8 protein-coding genes are annotated in these 16,484 nt (G+C 65.7%); 3 read left to right on the top strand and 5 right to left on the bottom strand.

Translation table 11 applies throughout. From position 1 onward, the window contains the following. Positions 1-88: 88 nt before the first annotated feature. A complete protein-coding gene (locus ACVOLV_RS08950; protein WP_481554102.1) occupies positions 89-3,901 on the bottom strand; it encodes a translocation/assembly module TamB domain-containing protein in 3,813 nt (1,270 codons plus the stop codon). A gap of 44 nt (positions 3,902-3,945) precedes the next feature. Next, a complete protein-coding gene (locus ACVOLV_RS08945) occupies positions 3,946-5,745 on the bottom strand; it encodes an autotransporter assembly complex protein TamA (RefSeq protein ID WP_481554076.1) in 1,800 nt (599 codons plus the stop codon). 413 nt (positions 5,746-6,158) lie between these two features. Between ACVOLV_RS08945 and ACVOLV_RS08940 the strand changes: the two genes are divergently transcribed. Further along, a complete protein-coding gene (locus ACVOLV_RS08940; RefSeq protein ID WP_481554075.1) occupies positions 6,159-8,933 on the top strand; it encodes a TonB-dependent receptor in 2,775 nt (924 codons plus the stop codon). Between the two features lie 47 nt (positions 8,934-8,980). Here the strand turns inward: ACVOLV_RS08940 and ACVOLV_RS08935 are convergent, their stop codons facing one another. Genes ACVOLV_RS08935 through glyQ form a run of 3 tightly spaced genes read right to left on the bottom strand, consistent with a single transcriptional unit; the run spans position 8,981 to position 13,527 of the window. After that, positions 8,981-10,543, bottom strand: a complete 1,563-nt coding sequence (locus ACVOLV_RS08935; protein ID WP_481554074.1) for a sulfotransferase family protein — start codon at positions 10,541-10,543, stop codon at positions 8,981-8,983. A 3-nt stretch (positions 10,544-10,546) separates the two neighbouring features. Beyond that, positions 10,547-12,619, bottom strand: a complete 2,073-nt coding sequence (gene glyS / locus ACVOLV_RS08930; protein WP_481554073.1) for a glycine--tRNA ligase subunit beta — start codon at positions 12,617-12,619, stop codon at positions 10,547-10,549. After that, positions 12,616-13,527, bottom strand: a complete 912-nt coding sequence (glyQ, locus tag ACVOLV_RS08925; RefSeq protein ID WP_481554072.1) for a glycine--tRNA ligase subunit alpha — start codon at positions 13,525-13,527, stop codon at positions 12,616-12,618. The genes glyS and glyQ overlap by 4 nt, the downstream gene beginning before the upstream one ends. Positions 13,528-13,619: 92 nt before the next feature. Between glyQ and ACVOLV_RS08920 the strand changes: the two genes are divergently transcribed. Beyond that, positions 13,620-15,422 carry a GspE/PulE family protein gene (locus ACVOLV_RS08920; RefSeq protein WP_481554101.1) on the top strand — a complete coding sequence of 601 codons (1,803 nt, stop codon included), beginning with the start codon at positions 13,620-13,622 and terminating at the stop codon, positions 15,420-15,422. Continuing rightward, the gene (locus ACVOLV_RS08915) at positions 15,419-16,144 is read left to right on the top strand and encodes a glutamine amidotransferase (protein WP_303748218.1); all 726 of its coding nucleotides are present in this window, start codon (positions 15,419-15,421) and stop codon (positions 16,142-16,144) included. The genes ACVOLV_RS08920 and ACVOLV_RS08915 overlap by 4 nt, the downstream gene beginning before the upstream one ends. Positions 16,145-16,484 lie beyond the last annotated feature (340 nt).

Genomic DNA, 16,484 nt, shown 5'->3' with positions numbered 1-16,484 from the left:
TCGGTGTTGGCAATGCGTCAATGGCTGCGGTGGGTGTGGTGGCTTCGCGGCTTATGCCGCTCCCACAACACCCACAGCACTCCGTTCCTCAGCGCTCCTTGCGCCAGTTCACCGAGCCGCGGTTTTCCACCGTGGACGATTCCACTTCGATGTCGAAGCCGCGCCGCAGCAGGTACTTCAGGGTCAGCACCGAGCCGCTGCCGATCAGCGAGACGCCGTAGCCGATGTAGAGCTTGGGCGTGATGTACTTGCCCACGCCGATCACCGAGCCACCCAGCGCGCGTGATTGGCTGACGCCTGCGTCGTCGAGGCCGAGCTTGGCACCCACCTGCGCGGCAAGCAGGCCGGTACCGGCCGACAATGCCGCCGATGCCGCGTTGACCTGCTGCGCCTGGTCGCTACTGGCCATGCTCAAGCTGCGGCCCAGCACCAGATACGCCAGCGACTCGGATTGCGACATCGCCGGTTCCGACCACACATCCACCCTGGGCTGCTGCGCACGGCCGGTGACGTGGATGCCAGCGGTGACATCACCAATCGCACGCTGCGCCTTGATGTTGATGCGCGGGTCGGAGACCACGCCGTAGTTCCACAGCAACTGGCCGTCGGTGATGGTCAGGTCCTGGCCATAGGCCTTGTAGCGGCCACTGACCTCCAGCCCACCATTTGCGGTCATCTCGCGGCCAGGACGCGCACGTACCTGCATCCTGCCGGTCAGCGCACCCTTCAGGCCGAAGCCGCTCATCTTGACCTTGTCACCCAGGCTGACGGTCAGGTCCATGTCCAGTGGCGAAGAGGGGCCTTCTTCCGGGTCGACCGGGTCCAGCACCACGATGTCTTCCGACACCGACGTGCCGCGATCCAGGCGCTCCAGGTCCAGGTCGGCCTCGGGCACATGCACGCTGCCGCGCAACTCCATCGCGGTACCGGCCAGGGTGAAGTCCAGGTCCGGGTTGGCCACCACGCGCAGTTCGCTGGTGTTGGCCAGCAGCACCTTGTCGCCGTGGATGTGCAGTTGCAAGGGCTGCGCGTCACCGAACCAGGACAGGCCGCCATCCACCTGCAACGTGCCTTCGCCACCGGTCTTGGTCGAGGCGCTGATGCGCGCCGAGCCATCGGGCTGGGCGACGAAGCTGCCCTTGCCTTCGCTCAGGATCAGGCCCAGCGCCGGGAACTCACCGGTGAAGTTGCTGAGCTTGGCGTCGCCGCCCAGGGTCGGCTGCGAGCGCGTACCGCGCAGGCTGACGTGGCCTTCGATCAGGCCTTGCGGCCGCACCAGATCCGGCGAGAACAATTCCAGCCAGTACAGCCGTGCGATGTTCATGTACAGCTCGCCGGTCAGCGCCGCATTGGGCTCCCAACCGGTCTGCACCTTGGCATCGATGAAGCCGTCGCCCTTGAAGCCGACGCCGAGATAGCCCTTGATGCTGTTGGGCAGCATGTCGACATTGAGCGAGAAGTTGTCGTAACGCACCAGCTCGCCACGAGCGTTGTCGCCGAGGCGAATGCCGCCTTCGGCCGAGGCCACCTTGAAGGCACCTTCCCAGGCATTGCCACGCGGGCGGATGTTGCCGTCCAGGGTGAGCTCGCCGCGCAGGTACATGCGGCGGCCTTCGTTGGGCGGCAGCCATGGCTGCACCAACGCCAGCGGCAAGGCATCACCACGCAGCTGCAGGCCTTCGCGTGGCCAGTTGGCGGCAAGGCACAGGGCGCCGCCGGTTTCCGAGCCCAGGCAGGCATCGGACAGGGTGAAGTTGCTGCCCTGCACATTGAAGGCCGCGGCTTGCCGCAGCTGCCATGGCGCGCCCTTGACCGGCGCGATACGCAGCGAGGCCAGCTCACCGCGCCATGCCTGTCCCTGCTGTCGCACGCTGCCGCTCAACGCCAGCGCGCCCATCTCATTGCGGGTGTCGGCGTCCAGCTGCAGGTTCTGCACGCTGCCGCGCGCTTTGATGTTGACTTGATCCAGCAGCATGCCGACTTCAACGGCGCTGCCGTGGATCTCCAGCGCACCATTGCTGCCCTGCCACGGCAGGCGGCCATTGATGCTGATCTGCTGCGCCTTCCAGTCGTCCCATTGCAGGCCATTGCCGCGCAGGTCGGCGCTGATGTCCGGCTGGCTCGGGGTGCCGCGCAGCTGCAGGGTACCGGCCAGGCTGCCGGTGCCACCGGGCAGCAGGTCGGACAGGTGCAGCGGCTGCAGCCGCGCATCCACATCCAAGCGGTCACCTACCTTGCCCTTGGCCTCGATCTGGCTGTCGCCCATCACCAGCCGTACATTGCCTTCGCCCTGGGTGCCCTGCAGCGCGACCTTGGCGCGAGCATCGACGCGACGCCCGCGCAGCATGCCGTTGATCTGTGGCACATCCAGGGTGGCCTCGAAGCGCATGTCGCTGCTACCGGCTACCGCCGGCAACTGCTTGCCCTTGGAGGCCAGCGAGCCGGACAGATTGCCTTCCCAACCCGGGGCGAAGTAGCCGGGATCAAACTTGGACAGGTTTGAATCCACATCCCAGGCCAGCGTTGGTGCCCATGCTGCCGACCCCTTCAGTTCCAGCGCACCGCCGGGCGTGGTCGCCTTGAGTCGTTCGATATGCGCCTGCTGGTCATTGCCGCGCACATCGAAATCGAGATTGGCATCCTGCGCTTCGCGCGCCACATCGGCCTTGCCTACCGCCGCCCAGTTCTTCAGGTTGCCGGCCACGCCCAGCCGCGCTTCCTTCAGGTGCAGCGGTACCGGCGTGGTGTCGGGCGAACTCGGGTCCGGCTCGGGCACATAGGTGAGCTGGTTGGCGACCACTGCGAAGCGGAAGCCCGGGTTCTGCGTATCGGTGAAATCAGCCGTGCCCTGCAGGCGCACGCTGCCACCGAAGGCTTCGGCAACCAGCGGCGAAACCGTCAGCACCTGCTTTTCGATGGCGATGTTGGAGGGTGCCAGCACCAGCTCGTTCTCGCCCTGGCGCACGCGGCCCTGCAACTGCGCCTGGCCACCTCGGCCACGCGCGGCGAAATCCAATGCCAGCGGTGCCGGGGCCTCGGCCAGGAACTGCGCCGGCACCAATTGGCCGAGTTCGAGCTGCTCGCTGCGCGCGGCCACGTTCCAGACCGGATCGGTGCGACCATCCAGAATGAAGCTGACATGCAGCGGCTTGGGCGCGTAGCCGGCCACTGCAACTTCCATATGGGCCAGATTGCCGCGTGCGACCAGGCCCAGACGCGCAGCCGGTTGACCCGGCCGCGGCGGCATCAGCGCGCGCACGGTCAGGTCGGTGGCGTAGTCCTTGCGTGGCAGGTAATGGCCATCGATGCGGAAGTCACCGAGATTGCTGTTGACCTTGATCTGGGTGGCGGTGAATTCGCCATCAGCGGCTTCAAGCCCGCCGCGGACTTTGCTGATGTCGATGATCGGCTGCTGCAGCTGGGTGATGCGCAGGCCATCGATGACGATGGTGTCGGCCTGCAAGGCCAGCGGCAATTCGATGGCCGGCAGGACATCCGGCCAGTTGGGCAGCTCGAACGGCGTGTCCTCCGACGGCCCCAGCTCCAGCGTTGCATCGGTGATGCGCAAGGCATCCAGGCGCAGCTTGCGGCCGAGCAAGGGGCGGATATCCGGATCCAGATAGGCCTGGCCGGCGGTGAAATGCAGCTCGTTGTAGCGGAAATCCAGGTCGTGCAGGACCAGGGGCCCGGCCAACGGGCCGTCGGCCTTGCTCCAGGTCAACGATGAACCAGCGGGCAGGCGCGCGACCACCTGCGCCAGCAATACCTCGCGCCCGGCCACGGTCTGCAGCAGCCAATACAGCGCGAACAGGCCCAGCAACACCAGCACGCTGATGGTGATGCCACTGCGCACCGCCAGCTTGCGCAGCCGCGCCTTGCGCTTGGCGCGCAGCTCGGCGATGCGGGCTTCGCGTTCTTCCGGGGTCACGTCATCGGGGCGCGTACTCACAGGTCAGCTCCGATGTTCAGATACAACTGGAACTGTGAATCCGGATTGTTCAAGCCGTGCGCGATGTCGATGCGCACCGGGCCCACCGGTGATTTCCAGCGCACGCCAAAGCCCACGCCGGTATGCAGGTCGATGTTGTTGTCGAAGGCACTGCCGGTATCCACGAACACCGCACCGCCCCACGGGCCGCCACCGAAGTAATGCTCATATTCGGCCGAACCAACCACCAGGTTCTTGGCGCCCAGCGCGTATTTGTCCGGCGCAGGCGTGCGCGGGCCGACTTCGCGGAAGGCATAGCCGCGGATGGAGCGGTCACCGCCAGCGAAGTAACGCAGGCTGGGTGGCATCGCGACCAGATCGCTGGTCCAGGTGGTGCCGGCCTGCCCGCGCAGGATCAGGCGATCGGCATCGCCCACCGGGATATACCAACGCACGGTGGCATCGGCCTGGATGAAGCTGGTGTCCGAGCCGGCACCTTCGATGCCGCCGCGCATGGTGGCATTGCCGCTCAGGCCACGGCGCGGGAAGCTCTTGTCATCGACATCGACGTAGTCGGCGGTGAGCTGCGGGTACACCAGCGTCGAGTAGTTGTAGACCGCGGCATTGAACTCGTCGCCGGAGCTGTAGCGCCAGCGCTCGCGCAAGGCGTTCATCGAGACGATCGCAGTCCAGTGCTCGTTGATCTCGCCGCTGCGGCTGGCGATCAGCTTGACGTTGCGCAGGTCGATGTAATCGGTCTGCTCGTCATAGGCACTGACCGCGTAGCTGTACCAGCCATCCAGCCAGCGGAAGCCCGGCACCCGGTAGCTGGTGATGAAACTCTTGCGCTTCTGCGCGTAGTCCAGCTGGGTGGTGAGCTTGTGGCCACGCCGGTTGACGTAGCGACGCTCGACGCCGCCACGCACACCGGGACCGCTCTCGCTGCCGTAGCTCAGACCGGCGGTATAGATGGTGCGCTTGGCGCGGGTCAGCTTGACGTTGACCGGCACCTCACCGTTCTCATCGGCATCTTCCGGGTGCGGCTGGATGTCGATGACACTGAAGTAATCGAGCTTGGTCAGCGACTCGCGCAGGCGATCGAGCTTGCCTTCGTGCCAGTAGCTGCCCTGCTCCCAGTACACCAGCGGCTCGAACAGGCCCGGGCGGAAGTAATCCTGCTCGAAGGTGATCGGCCCCATGTTGTAGCGGCGGCCGCTGTCCCAGGTGAGGAAGATGTCGGCGGCGTTCTCGGCGCGGGTCACTTCGACCTTGCGCTGGGTGAAATCGGCATCGAAGTAACCACGCTCGGCCAGGCGCCGGGTGATGGTGATCTTGCTGGCCTCGTAGCTGACCGAATCGAAGACTTCGCCGGTCTTGGGATGGAAGGCCTCGATGTCGTCCTGCAGGTATTTGTCACGCGAGGCCGGGCCGGTGATGGCCAGTTCCTCGGTGCGGACCTTGATCTGCTCGCCCTTGTCGACCTGGATCGTCACCTGCAAGGTGTCGCCGCTACGCGGTGCTTCCACGGTGATCTTCGGGTTGTAGAAGCCGAACGGCTCCAGCGCCGTACGCGTCTGCCGTTCGGCCTGTGACAGCAGGTATTCCAGCCGTGACTCGCCCTGCACCTTGCCGACCGCGTCGTAGACCGACAGCGAGGACTCGATGTTTTCGATGATTTCGGCGTCATCACCCTTGTCCAGACCCTTGATCTGGACCTTTTCGATGGTGCCGCGGGCATGGGCAAGGGGAACTGCTGCCAGCGACGCCAGGAACAGAAGGAGCGGGGTGATTCGAGATAGCTGCATGCGCGTCAGCATACCGGTCCGAACATGACCAGCAAAATCACAGCGTCATCATGCCGCCACCTGCCGTAGTACCGCGCAGGCCCGGAAAGCAGCACCCGTAGTGCCGAGCCATGCTCGGCAGCGGCATCACCAGCAACCCAATGTAGTGCCGGGCCATGCTCGGCATGTGGCCGTCACCGGGAGAGCCCTTGCCGAGCATGGCTCGGCACTGCAACGCGTTGTGCGCAGCCCGGCCGCACAGCCCGACCGTCACCTTGCTGTCCGAATCATCACGCCGTGTTGACGGGTACAGTTAAATTATCGTGAAACGCCCAGCCGCTCCGGTTCCTAGAACACGTGGTGATGCTGTCCCGGGTTAGTGCGCTGCCAGTACGGAGCGGCCGGTTGACTGGGTCCAGGAACTTCCACAAGTCCAGGTACCCACGATGAAACGACAACTCCTCAGCGCGGCGGTCTGCACGGTGATTGCCGCTTATTCCCCCCTTTCCTTCGCCCAATCGCAGAGCGAGGCAGACAAGAGAAACGTCGAAACCCTCGACAAGATCACCGTCACCGGCTCCCTGATCCCGCAGGTGCAGGTCGAAACAGCCACCCCGATCACCTCGATCACCGCCCAGGACATCCAGAAGCAGGGCTTCAAGGATGTCTACGAAGTCCTGCGCTCGCAGCCACTGGCGACCGGCGCGGTACAGGACAGCCAGTTCTCCGGCGGCTTCACCTCGGCGGCCAAACCCATCAGCCTGCTCGGCCTGGACCCGGGCTTCACCCTGGTGTTGATCGACGGCAGGCCGATGGCCGACTACCCGCTGCTCTACAACGGCCAGAGCAACTTCGTCGACCTGGCCAGCATCCCCACCTCGATGGTCGAGCGCATCGACATCGCACCGGGCAACCAGTCCTCGATCTATGGTTCCAGCGCGATCGCCGGCGTGGTCAACATCATCCTCAAGAAGCAGCTGGACGGCACCGAGATGAGCTTCCGCATCGGTGGCTACGACGGCGGCGGTGGCCAGAACCAGCGCTTCCAGCTGACCAGTGGCCACAGCTGGGGCAACCTCGACCTGACCGCCGGCCTGCAGCTGAGCAACCAGGATCCGATTTACGGCTTCAACCGCAAGGATTTCGATTCGACCAACGACAACCCCGATGTCGCCGCGCGTTACGGCAGCCGCACCTTCGTGCACAACAGCAGCAGCGGCGCCTACATCGACCCGGGTGCAGCGGCCTGCGCACCGCTGGCCGGCCTGTTCGGCGGCACCACCTTCTACGACACCCGTCCGGGCCGCGGCAACTACTGCGGCAGCCGTTACGAGCCGGGTTACTCGACCATCCTCAACAAGGAACGCAGCGCCTCGGGCTATGCCAACCTGAATTACGCGGTCAACGAGACCACCGACCTCTACGCCACCTTGCTGATGAACCGCACCAAGAACGAGAGCAACTCCGGCTCCCGCTTCTGGCAGCCATCGCTGGACACCAGTGGCTACATCTTCAACGGCCTCACCGGCGACCTGGAGAGTTACCAGCGCATCTTCTCGCCGGAGGAAACCGGTGACCTCAACTTCAACAACGAGCGCCAGACCGCCGACTCCTACAACGTCGCGCTTGGCATCAAGGGCGCGGTGGGCCAGTCGAACTGGGACTACAACGCTTATTACGCCCGCTCCGAGTACCACATCGACAGCCGCCAGTGGTGGCCGTTGAAGGACAAGATGGAAGACTTCTTCCGCGAGCACTTCCTCGGCCCGCAGCTGGGTGATTACTACGGCTATCCGATCTACGAGCCCAACGATGCCGGCTTCTACCAGGCGCTGACCCCGGAGCAGTACCGCAGCTTCCAGGGCGAGATCCGCACCAAGTCCAAGACCTGGACGCAGAACGTCAACCTGCAGTTCACCAACACCTCGCTGTTCACCCTGCCCGCCGGTGATGTCGGCTTCGCCGGCGTGCTGCAGGCCGGCCAGCAATCCTGGAGCAACCCCACCGACTCGCGCGTGGTCAGCGATCAGTTCTGGGGCCTGAGCGGCACCCAGGGCAAGGGCAAGCGTGACAACTGGGCGGCCGCCGTGGAACTGCGTGTGCCGATCTTCAGCAAGCTCACCGCCAGCCTGTCCGGGCGCTACGACGACTACAAGAACGATGGCGGCGGCAGTGATTCACGCGCCACCTGGAAAGCCGCGTTGGAGTTCCGGCCGATCGACTCGCTGCTGTTCCGCGGCAACTACGCCACCGCGTTCAAGTCACCGGACATGGCTTACGTCTTTGCCGGCGACAGTGGCTTCTACACCTTCGTGCCGGACTATTACCGCTGCGCCACCGAGCAACCCGGCGTTCCCATCAGCCAGTGCACGCTCAACGACGAACAGGTGCGCGGCTCCCGCTCCGGCAATGGTGACCTGAAGTCGATCACCGCCAAGTCCTGGGGTGGTGGCGTGGTCTGGTCGCCCAACAGCAGCTTCACGGTCAGCGCCGACTACTACCGGATCAAGATCGACAACAAGGTCGCCGACCTCGACCTGGACCTGCTGCTGCGCAATGAATCGGCATGCCGCCAGGGCCAGCTGGATGCCAGCTCGCCGACCTGCGTCGATGCCCTGCAGCGCATCGGACGTGCCGGCCCGAACGCACCGCAACCGAACCAGATCAACACGGTGGCGGTGAACCCGATCAACGTCGCCAAGGAGGATGTCAGCGGCGTCACCGCCAACCTGGATTACCGTTGGGCCACCGACAGCTGGGGCAGCTTCATGCTGGGTGCGCGCTACAACGTCACCCTCAAGCATGAGAGCCAGCAGTATCCGGAGGATCCGGTGATCGACCTGCTGCGCGATCCGTATTACTCCTCCGAGTTCAAGAACATCTTCAGCGGCACCCTGGGCTGGCAGATGGGCGACTGGACCACGACGCTGTATGGCATCCGCTACGGGCGCACACCCAACTTCGCCGCCCAGGACACCACCGAAGGGTATGCCGCCGATGATGCCGGCAAGGTCAAGGCCTGGACCACCTTCAACCTGACCGTGGACTACGCGGTAACCGATGATGTCTCGTTGAGCGTCACCGCCAACAACCTCACCGGCGAACGGCCGCCGCGTGACCGCACCTACACCAGCTACCCGTACTACAACGTCTTCAACTACAACGGCTACGGCCGCTCGTACATGCTGGAGATGAACTGGCGCTTCGGTCGCGCCCAGTAAACAGGATGCAAAGGCAATGAACGGGAGCGGCCAAGGCCGCTCCCGTTTTATCTGCTGCCCTGCAAGCGTTCACGCAGCGGTGCGAGTTCAGTGGCATAGCGCCGCCATTCGTCGACGTTGCGTGCGTGTACCGGCTCGCGGACCTGCACGCTGCTCAAGGTGGCAGTCGCGGCCGCATTGCGGGTCAGGTCACTGCCGCCACTTTCCGGCGCCAGTCCGCAGCGCTGCAGTACCTGCACCAGTGCCGCATCGGGGTCGCACACCATCGCTTCGTAGTCGATCTCCAGCACACGCCCGGGCAGATGCTGCTGCCAGGCCTGCATCAGCTGCGTATGCGCTGCGTGGTGCGCAGCCAGGGCATCAAGCGCATAGCTGTAACCATAGGAGTCGCCGAACATGGCGCGGTAGTTGGAGAAACACACCGCCATGGGATCGCGCCTGACGTAGACGATCACCGCCTTCGGCAACGCGCGCGCGATCGGACCTGCCAGCAGGTAGTTTGGCGGCAGCTTGTCAATGAAACGGCGTTGTCCGGCCAGGCGCCAGCGCGTCTGCCGCAGATAGCCTTCTCCGACGGCAGCGTAATCCAGCGTTGGCAGCGCCTGCAGCAAAGCAGGATCAAGCAGCGCGCGGCCGGCCTGGTCGGCGGCCAAGCGCAATTGCTGGGCAAAATCGCCAAGCTCGCCGGCAGACGCTACCTGCGAATGATTGCCGAGCATGCGTTCAAGCACCGTGGTGCCCGAACGCGGCATGCCGATGATGAAGATCGGCTGTGCGCCATCCTCTTCACCGGCCGCTTCGACGGGTGCGAAGGTTCCCGCTGCTGCCAGCCGGGCCATCGCCTCATGCTGTGCGTGATCGGCCAGGCGATCGTGGCGCAGGCGCCGCCACATCGTGGCATTGCCTTGCCGCAGCGCATCCCATGCTGCGGGGAAATCACCGAGGTCTTCCAGTTCCTTGTACAGCGCGAACCACAATGCGGCACCGTCCTCGCTGTCTGTTGCCGTGGCTTGCAGCTGCCTGCGCAGGCCATCGACATGATTGTCGTCCGCACGCCAACGGCGCAGGCGAGCACGCGTCAGCGCGGCGCGGCCATGGCCGGGGTTCAACAGCAGGCAATGCGTGAGCGCCTGCTCGGCCGCTTCCAGCTCACCGTTGAACTGTAGCTGCACGCCAAGGAAGTAATGGAAATCGGGACTGTCGAATCCCACCGCCGCCGCACGCTGCATCAACTGCAGGGCATCGGCATGCAACCCAAGTGATTGCAGCACGTGGGCCAGGGCCGCCAGCGTCGGGCTGTCGTTGCAGCGGGCCACGCAGGCATTGCGCATCAACCGCGCCACGCCCTCGCTGTCGCCAACGCGCAGCAAGGCCTGGGCGACACGCAACAGCAGCGCCGGGTCGCGGTAGTCCAGGCCGGCGGCCTGTTGCAGGTGTTGCACGGCCTCGCGCAGGCGGCCCTGCGCCAATACGGTGCCGGCCAGCATCACCCGCGCATAGGCGTGCGCGGGTTGCTGATCCACCACGGCACGCAGCTGCCGCTGCGCCTCCGGGATGTCACGCCGGGCCAGAGCGGCCTGTGCGGACTGCCAGGAGGCGTTGGTATCCATGCCTCAGCTGGACAGGTGTTCAATCGCGGCGACGCTGCCGAGGCGGTCACCCAACGTGCGCAGCAGCGCCAGCCGGTTGCCACGCAGGGCCAGGTCGTCGGCATTCACCATCACCGCGTCGAAGAACGCATCCACCTGCGGACGCAGACGGGCCAGGCGGCCGAGCACGGCCACATAGTCCTTGTGCGACAACGCGGTGCCGGTGTCGTCGATGGCAGCGGTGACGGCTTCGGCCAGTTCGCTCTCGGCCGGCTCGCGCAGCAGCGCCGGGTCGATCATGCCCGGGATCTCGCCGTCGGCCTTGCGCAGGATGTTGCGGATGCGCTTGTTGGCCGCGGCCAGGGCTTCGGCTTCCGGCAGCTGGGCAAAGGTGCCGATGGCATCGATGCGGCGGTCGAAATCGTACAGCGAGGCGACGCGCAGCTCGGCGACGGCGTTGAAGTGGGTGGCCGGCACGCCCTTATCGGCGTAATAGCCCTTCAGGCGGTCGATGATGAAGTCGTACAGCTCACCTGCATCGGCCTGCACCTTGCGCTCGGCAAGGCCCGCATTGGCCGAAGCCAGCAATGCCGGCAGATCCAGATCGAAGCCCGATTCGATGATGCTGCGGGCCAGACCCAGCGCATTGCGACGCAGCGCGAACGGGTCCTTGTTACCGGTCGGCTTCAGGCCAGCGGCAAAGCCACCGGCCAGCGTGTCCAGGCGCTCGGCAATCGCCAGCACCTTGCCCAGCGGCGACAGCGCGATGTCATCGGCGGCGAAGCGCGGCTGGTAGCTCTCGTCGATGGCCAGCGCCACCGACGGCGATTCGCCACCGGCAACCGCGTAGTGACGGCCGGCAATACCCTGCAGTTCCGGGAACTCGTTGACCATGCGCGACTGCAGGTCGTTCTTGGCCAGCTCGGCGGCACGCTTGGCCTGCACCGGATCGGCACCGACCTGCGGCGCGATGATCTGCGCCAGCGCGCTGACCCGCTGCACCTTGTCGGCGACGCTGCCCAGCTTGGCCTGGTAGGTGACGGTCTTCAGGCCGTCGCCCATGCCGACCAGACCCTGCTTGAGGTCTTCGTCGAAGAAGAACTTGGCGTCGGAGAAGCGCGGGCGGATCACCCGCTCGTAGCCCTTGGAAACCTCGGCCACGTCCCTGGATTCGATATTGGCTATACCGATGAACTTCTCGGTCAGCTTGCCGCCGCCGTCGAGCACCGGGAAGAACTTCTGGTTGATCTCCATGGTCTCGATCAACGCTTCCTGCGGCACGGCCAGGAATTCGCGCTCGAAACTGCACAGCACCGCCGCCGGCCACTCGACCAGGTTGACCACCTGCTCCAGGTTGTCGTCGGTGATGCGGGCCACGCCGCCAGCCTGTGCAGCTGCAGCATTGACCTCGGCGACGATGCGCTCGCGGCGCGCGTCGGCATCGACCAGCACGTTGGCGGCCTTCAGCGATTCAACATAGTCGGCCGGGTTGCTCAACCACACCTGCTTGTCGGCCATGAAACGGTGGCCACGGCTGAAGCGGTCGGAGCTCAGGCCCAGCAGCTCGGCCGGCACGATGTCATTGCCGTGCAGCAGTACCAGCCAATGCACCGGGCGGGCGAAGGCATATTCGTGGTTGCCCCAGCGCATCGGCTTGGGGATCGGCATGGCGGCGATGGCTTCGCGCAGGATCTCCGGCAGCAGGCTGGCGGTCTGCGCGCCCGGGGTCACCGAACGCAGCACGAAACGCTCGCCCTTGGCGTCGGTGGTGCGCTCCAACGCGGTCCAGTCGATGCCGGCCTTGGCGGCAAAGCCCTGCAGCGCCTTGGTCGGCGCGCCATTGGCGTCCAGCGCGATGTTCAGGTACGGGCCGAACACTTCCGAGTGCTGCTCGGGCTGTTCGGTTTCCACGCCCGGCAACAGCACGGCGAGGCGACGCGGGGTCGACAGCGGCTTGGCATCGCCACGCTCGAAGGCCACGCCACGCTTGGCCAGACCATCGATCACGCCATCGAAGAAGGCTTGTGCCAGGCCCGGCAGCGCCTTGACCGGCAGCTCTTCCACGCCCAGTTCGATCAGCAGCGGCTGCATGCTCATGCCTGCACCTCCTTGGCTGCGACCGCTTCGATGCGCTTGGCCTCGTACAACTTGGCCACCGCCTGGGCCAGCGCGCGCACGCGCAGGATGTAACGCTGGCGCTCGGTCACCGAGATGGCGCGACGCGCGTCGAGCAGGTTGAACGAATGCGACGCCTTGCAGACCTGTTCATAGGCCGGGAGCGGCAGGCCGGCTTCCACCAGCTTCTGCGCTTCCTTTTCGCAGGCGTCGAAGCGATGGAACATTTCTTCCACGTCGGCGTACTCGAAGTTGTAGGTGCTCTGCTCCACCTCGTTCTGCAGGTAGACATCGCCGTAAGTGACCGGGGTGCCGTCAGGGCCGTAGGTCCAGATCAGGTCGTAGACGTTGTCGCAGTTCTGCAGGTACATGCAGAGCCGCTCCAGGCCATAGGTGATTTCGCCCAGCACCGGCTTGCACTCCAGGCCGCCGGCCTGCTGGAAGTAGGTGAACTGGGTGACTTCCATGCCGTTGAGCCAGATTTCCCAGCCCAGGCCCCAGGCGCCCAGGGTCGGCGATTCCCAGTTGTCCTCGACGAAGCGCAGGTCGTGCACCAGCGGGTCGATGCCCAGCGCCTTGAGCGAATCCAGGTAGAGCTGCTGGATGTTGTCCGGGCTCGGCTTCATCGCCACCTGGTACTGGTAGTAGCGCTGCAGGCGGTTGGGGTTCTCGCCGTAGCGGCCATCGGTGGGACGGCGCGAGGGCTGCACGTAGGCGGCATTCCAGCTTTCCGGGCCGATCGAGCGCAGGAAGGTGGCCGGATGGAAGGTGCCGGCACCGACCTCCAGGTCCAGCGGCTGGATCAAGACACAGCCCTGTTTCGCCCAGAAATCATTGAGGGTCTGGATCAGTCCCTGGAAGGTAATCGAAACGGGGGGAGTCGCGGACATGCTGCCTGAGCCGTACGTAAGGGGTGCGTTAGTATAACGACCGACCGCGCGATGGCCGCGCCAGCAAGGGGTTTGGGGTGGAAAACGCTGCTGTGGAAGGGATTCAGGCACCGTCACCGCAGGTGGCTATCGCGCCGGGAAGGCTGCAGTTTTCCAACGTCGCCAGCGCCCTGCTGGCCGACGGGCTGGTGGCCGCGCACGACCAGGAGCGGATCCGTTTCTCCGCCCAGGGCGCGCGCAATGCCAGCGAAGTGCACCCGCTGGTGCTGCTGGCCAACCTGAAACTGGCTTCGGCCGCAGGCGCTGGCGAGCTTGGCCTGGAGCGCCTGACCGAATGGCTGGCCGCACGCACCCAGACCCGCTACCTGCGCATCGACCCGACCCGGGTGGACGTGGCCGGTGCCACCGCGGTGGTCTCGCATGCCTATGCGCGCCGTCACCGCATCCTGCCGCTGGGCGTGGACAGCGAGCGCGTGCTGGTGGCCACCAGCGAGCCGATGGCGCGTGAGTGGCTGCCCGACCTGCAGCACCTGACCCGCCGCCGCATCGACATGGTGCTGGTCAATCCGCTGGACCTGCACCGGTATTCGATGGAGTTCTTCGGCGTCACCCGCTCGGTGCGCGGCGCACGCAGCGACGCCCGCGACAACAGCAACGGCGTCACCCCGCCCAGTTTCGAGCAACTGGTTGAGCTGGGCAGCGCCGGTGACGTCAACGCCGACGACCACCATGTGGTCAGCATCGTCGACTGGTTGCTGCAGTACGCCTACGAGCAGCGCGCCAGCGACATCCACATGGAACCGCGCCGCGACAAGGGCCGCGTCCGCTTCCGCATCGATGGCGTGCTGCACAAGGTGTTCGAGCTGCCGCCGTCGGTGATGACGGCGGTGGTCAGCCGGGTCAAGGTGCTCGGCCGCATGGACCTGGCCGAGCGCCGGCGTCCGCAGGACGGCCGCATCAAGACCCGCTCGCCGGGCGGGCGCGAGGTGGAAATGCGTCTGTCGACCATGCCCACCGCCTTCGGCGAGAAGTGCGTGATGCGCATCTTCGATCCGGACTCCACCTTCAAGAGCATCGAGCAGCTGGGTTTCAGCCCGGAGGAAGCCGCCGGCTGGAACGAGCTGGTGGCGCGCCCACACGGCATCGTGCTGGTCACCGGCCCGACCGGCTCCGGCAAGACCACCACCCTGTACTCCACGCTCAAGCGCCTGGCCACGCCCGACGTGAACGTCTGCACGGTGGAAGACCCGATCGAAATGATCGCGCCCGAGTTCAACCAGATGCAGGTGCAGGTCAACATCGACCTGGACTTCGCCTCCGGCGTGCGCACCCTGCTGCGCCAGGACCCGGACATCATCATGATCGGCGAAATCCGCGACCTGGAAACCGCGCAGATGGCGGTACAGGCCTCGTTGACCGGCCACCTGGTGCTGTCCACCCTGCACACCAACGACGCGCCCTCGGCGATCACCCGCCTGCTCGACCTGGGCGTGCCGCATTACCTGATCGCCTCCACCGTCAACGGCGTGCTGGCGCAGCGACTGGTGCGTACCCTGTGCCCGCACTGCAAGACGCCAGACACCCTGAGTGACAGCGATTGGGCGCCGCTACGTCATGCCCATGAAGCATTACCAGATGTGGTCACGGCATATGCGCCGGTCGGTTGCCTGGAGTGCCGGCGCACCGGTTACATGGGCCGGATCGGCCTGTATGAGCTGCTACCACTGGGTTCGCGGCTGCGCGCCCTGATTACCCGCGACATGGATCTGGCCGGATTCAGCAAGGCCGCGGCGGCCGAGGGACTGCGTACCCTGCGCCGCACCGGGCTTGAAAAGGTGGCCGCAGGGCTGACTACAATCGAGGAAGTCCTGTCAGTACTGCCGCCGCCGGAATGAAGTCCCAGCCGTTCTTGATCGTTGAAACCGGGCAACCGTTCCCGACCCTGCGTCGTTATGGGCGTTTTCCGCACTGGATCCGCGTTGCCGCCGGGCTGGAAGAAGCCGACACCGTGGTGGTCAACGTCGAGCGCGGCGAGCAGTTACCCGAACGTACCGACTTCGCCGCCACCATCGTCACCGGCTCGGCCGCCTTCGTCACCGACCGCGCCGACTGGAGCGAGCGCAGCGCCGACTGGCTGCGCGACGCCGCCCACGCCGGCATGCCGCTGCTGGGCATCTGCTACGGCCACCAGCTGCTCGCCCATGCATTGGGCGGGGAAGTGGCCTACAACCCGGCCGGGCGCGAGTCCGGCACCATCCAGCTGGAACTGGAAGCCCCGGCCTCGGCCGATCCGCTGTTCGCCGGCCTGCCGGCCAGCTTCCCGGCCCACGCCACCCACCTGCAGACGGTATTGCGCGCGCCCGAAGGCGCCACCGTGCTGGCCCGCTCGGTGCAGGACAACTGCCACGCCTTCCGCTGGGGCGAGCAGGCCTGGGGCCTGCAGTTCCATCCGGAATTCGCCACCCACCATATGCGCGGCTATGTGCGCGCCCGCGCCGACTGCATCGCCCGCCACGGCGGCTGCGCCCGCAGCGTCGCCCGCGAGGTCACCGCCGCACCGCTGGCCCGGCAGCTGCTGCGCCGCTTCGTGCGCCACGTACGCCGCGAAACCCATTGAGCCTCTGTGCTGTTTTGTGGGAGCGGCGCAAGCCGCGAAGCCGGCAATGCTGCACTACGGGCATGTCCGCAATCTGACGGTTCATGGGTTTCGCGGCTGACGCCGCTCCCACAAAGGCCGAAGGGCCAGCCCCCTGTAGTGCCGAGCCATGCTCGGCAAGAGGCCTTCCCGGCAATCCAACCCGTAGTGCCGAGCCATGCTCGGCAAGAGGCCTTCCCGGCAATCCAACCCGTAGTGCCGAGCCATGCTCGGCAAGAGGCCTTTCCGGCAATCCAACCCGTAGTGCCGAGCCATGCTCGGCAAGGGGCCTTCCCGGTAAAGCCCCTGCCGAGCATGGCTC

The organism is Stenotrophomonas sp. STEN023, from assembly GCF_056760135.1.
Note: the sequence above shows the minus strand (reverse complement) of the source record. Positions and strands in the feature narration are given on the sequence as shown.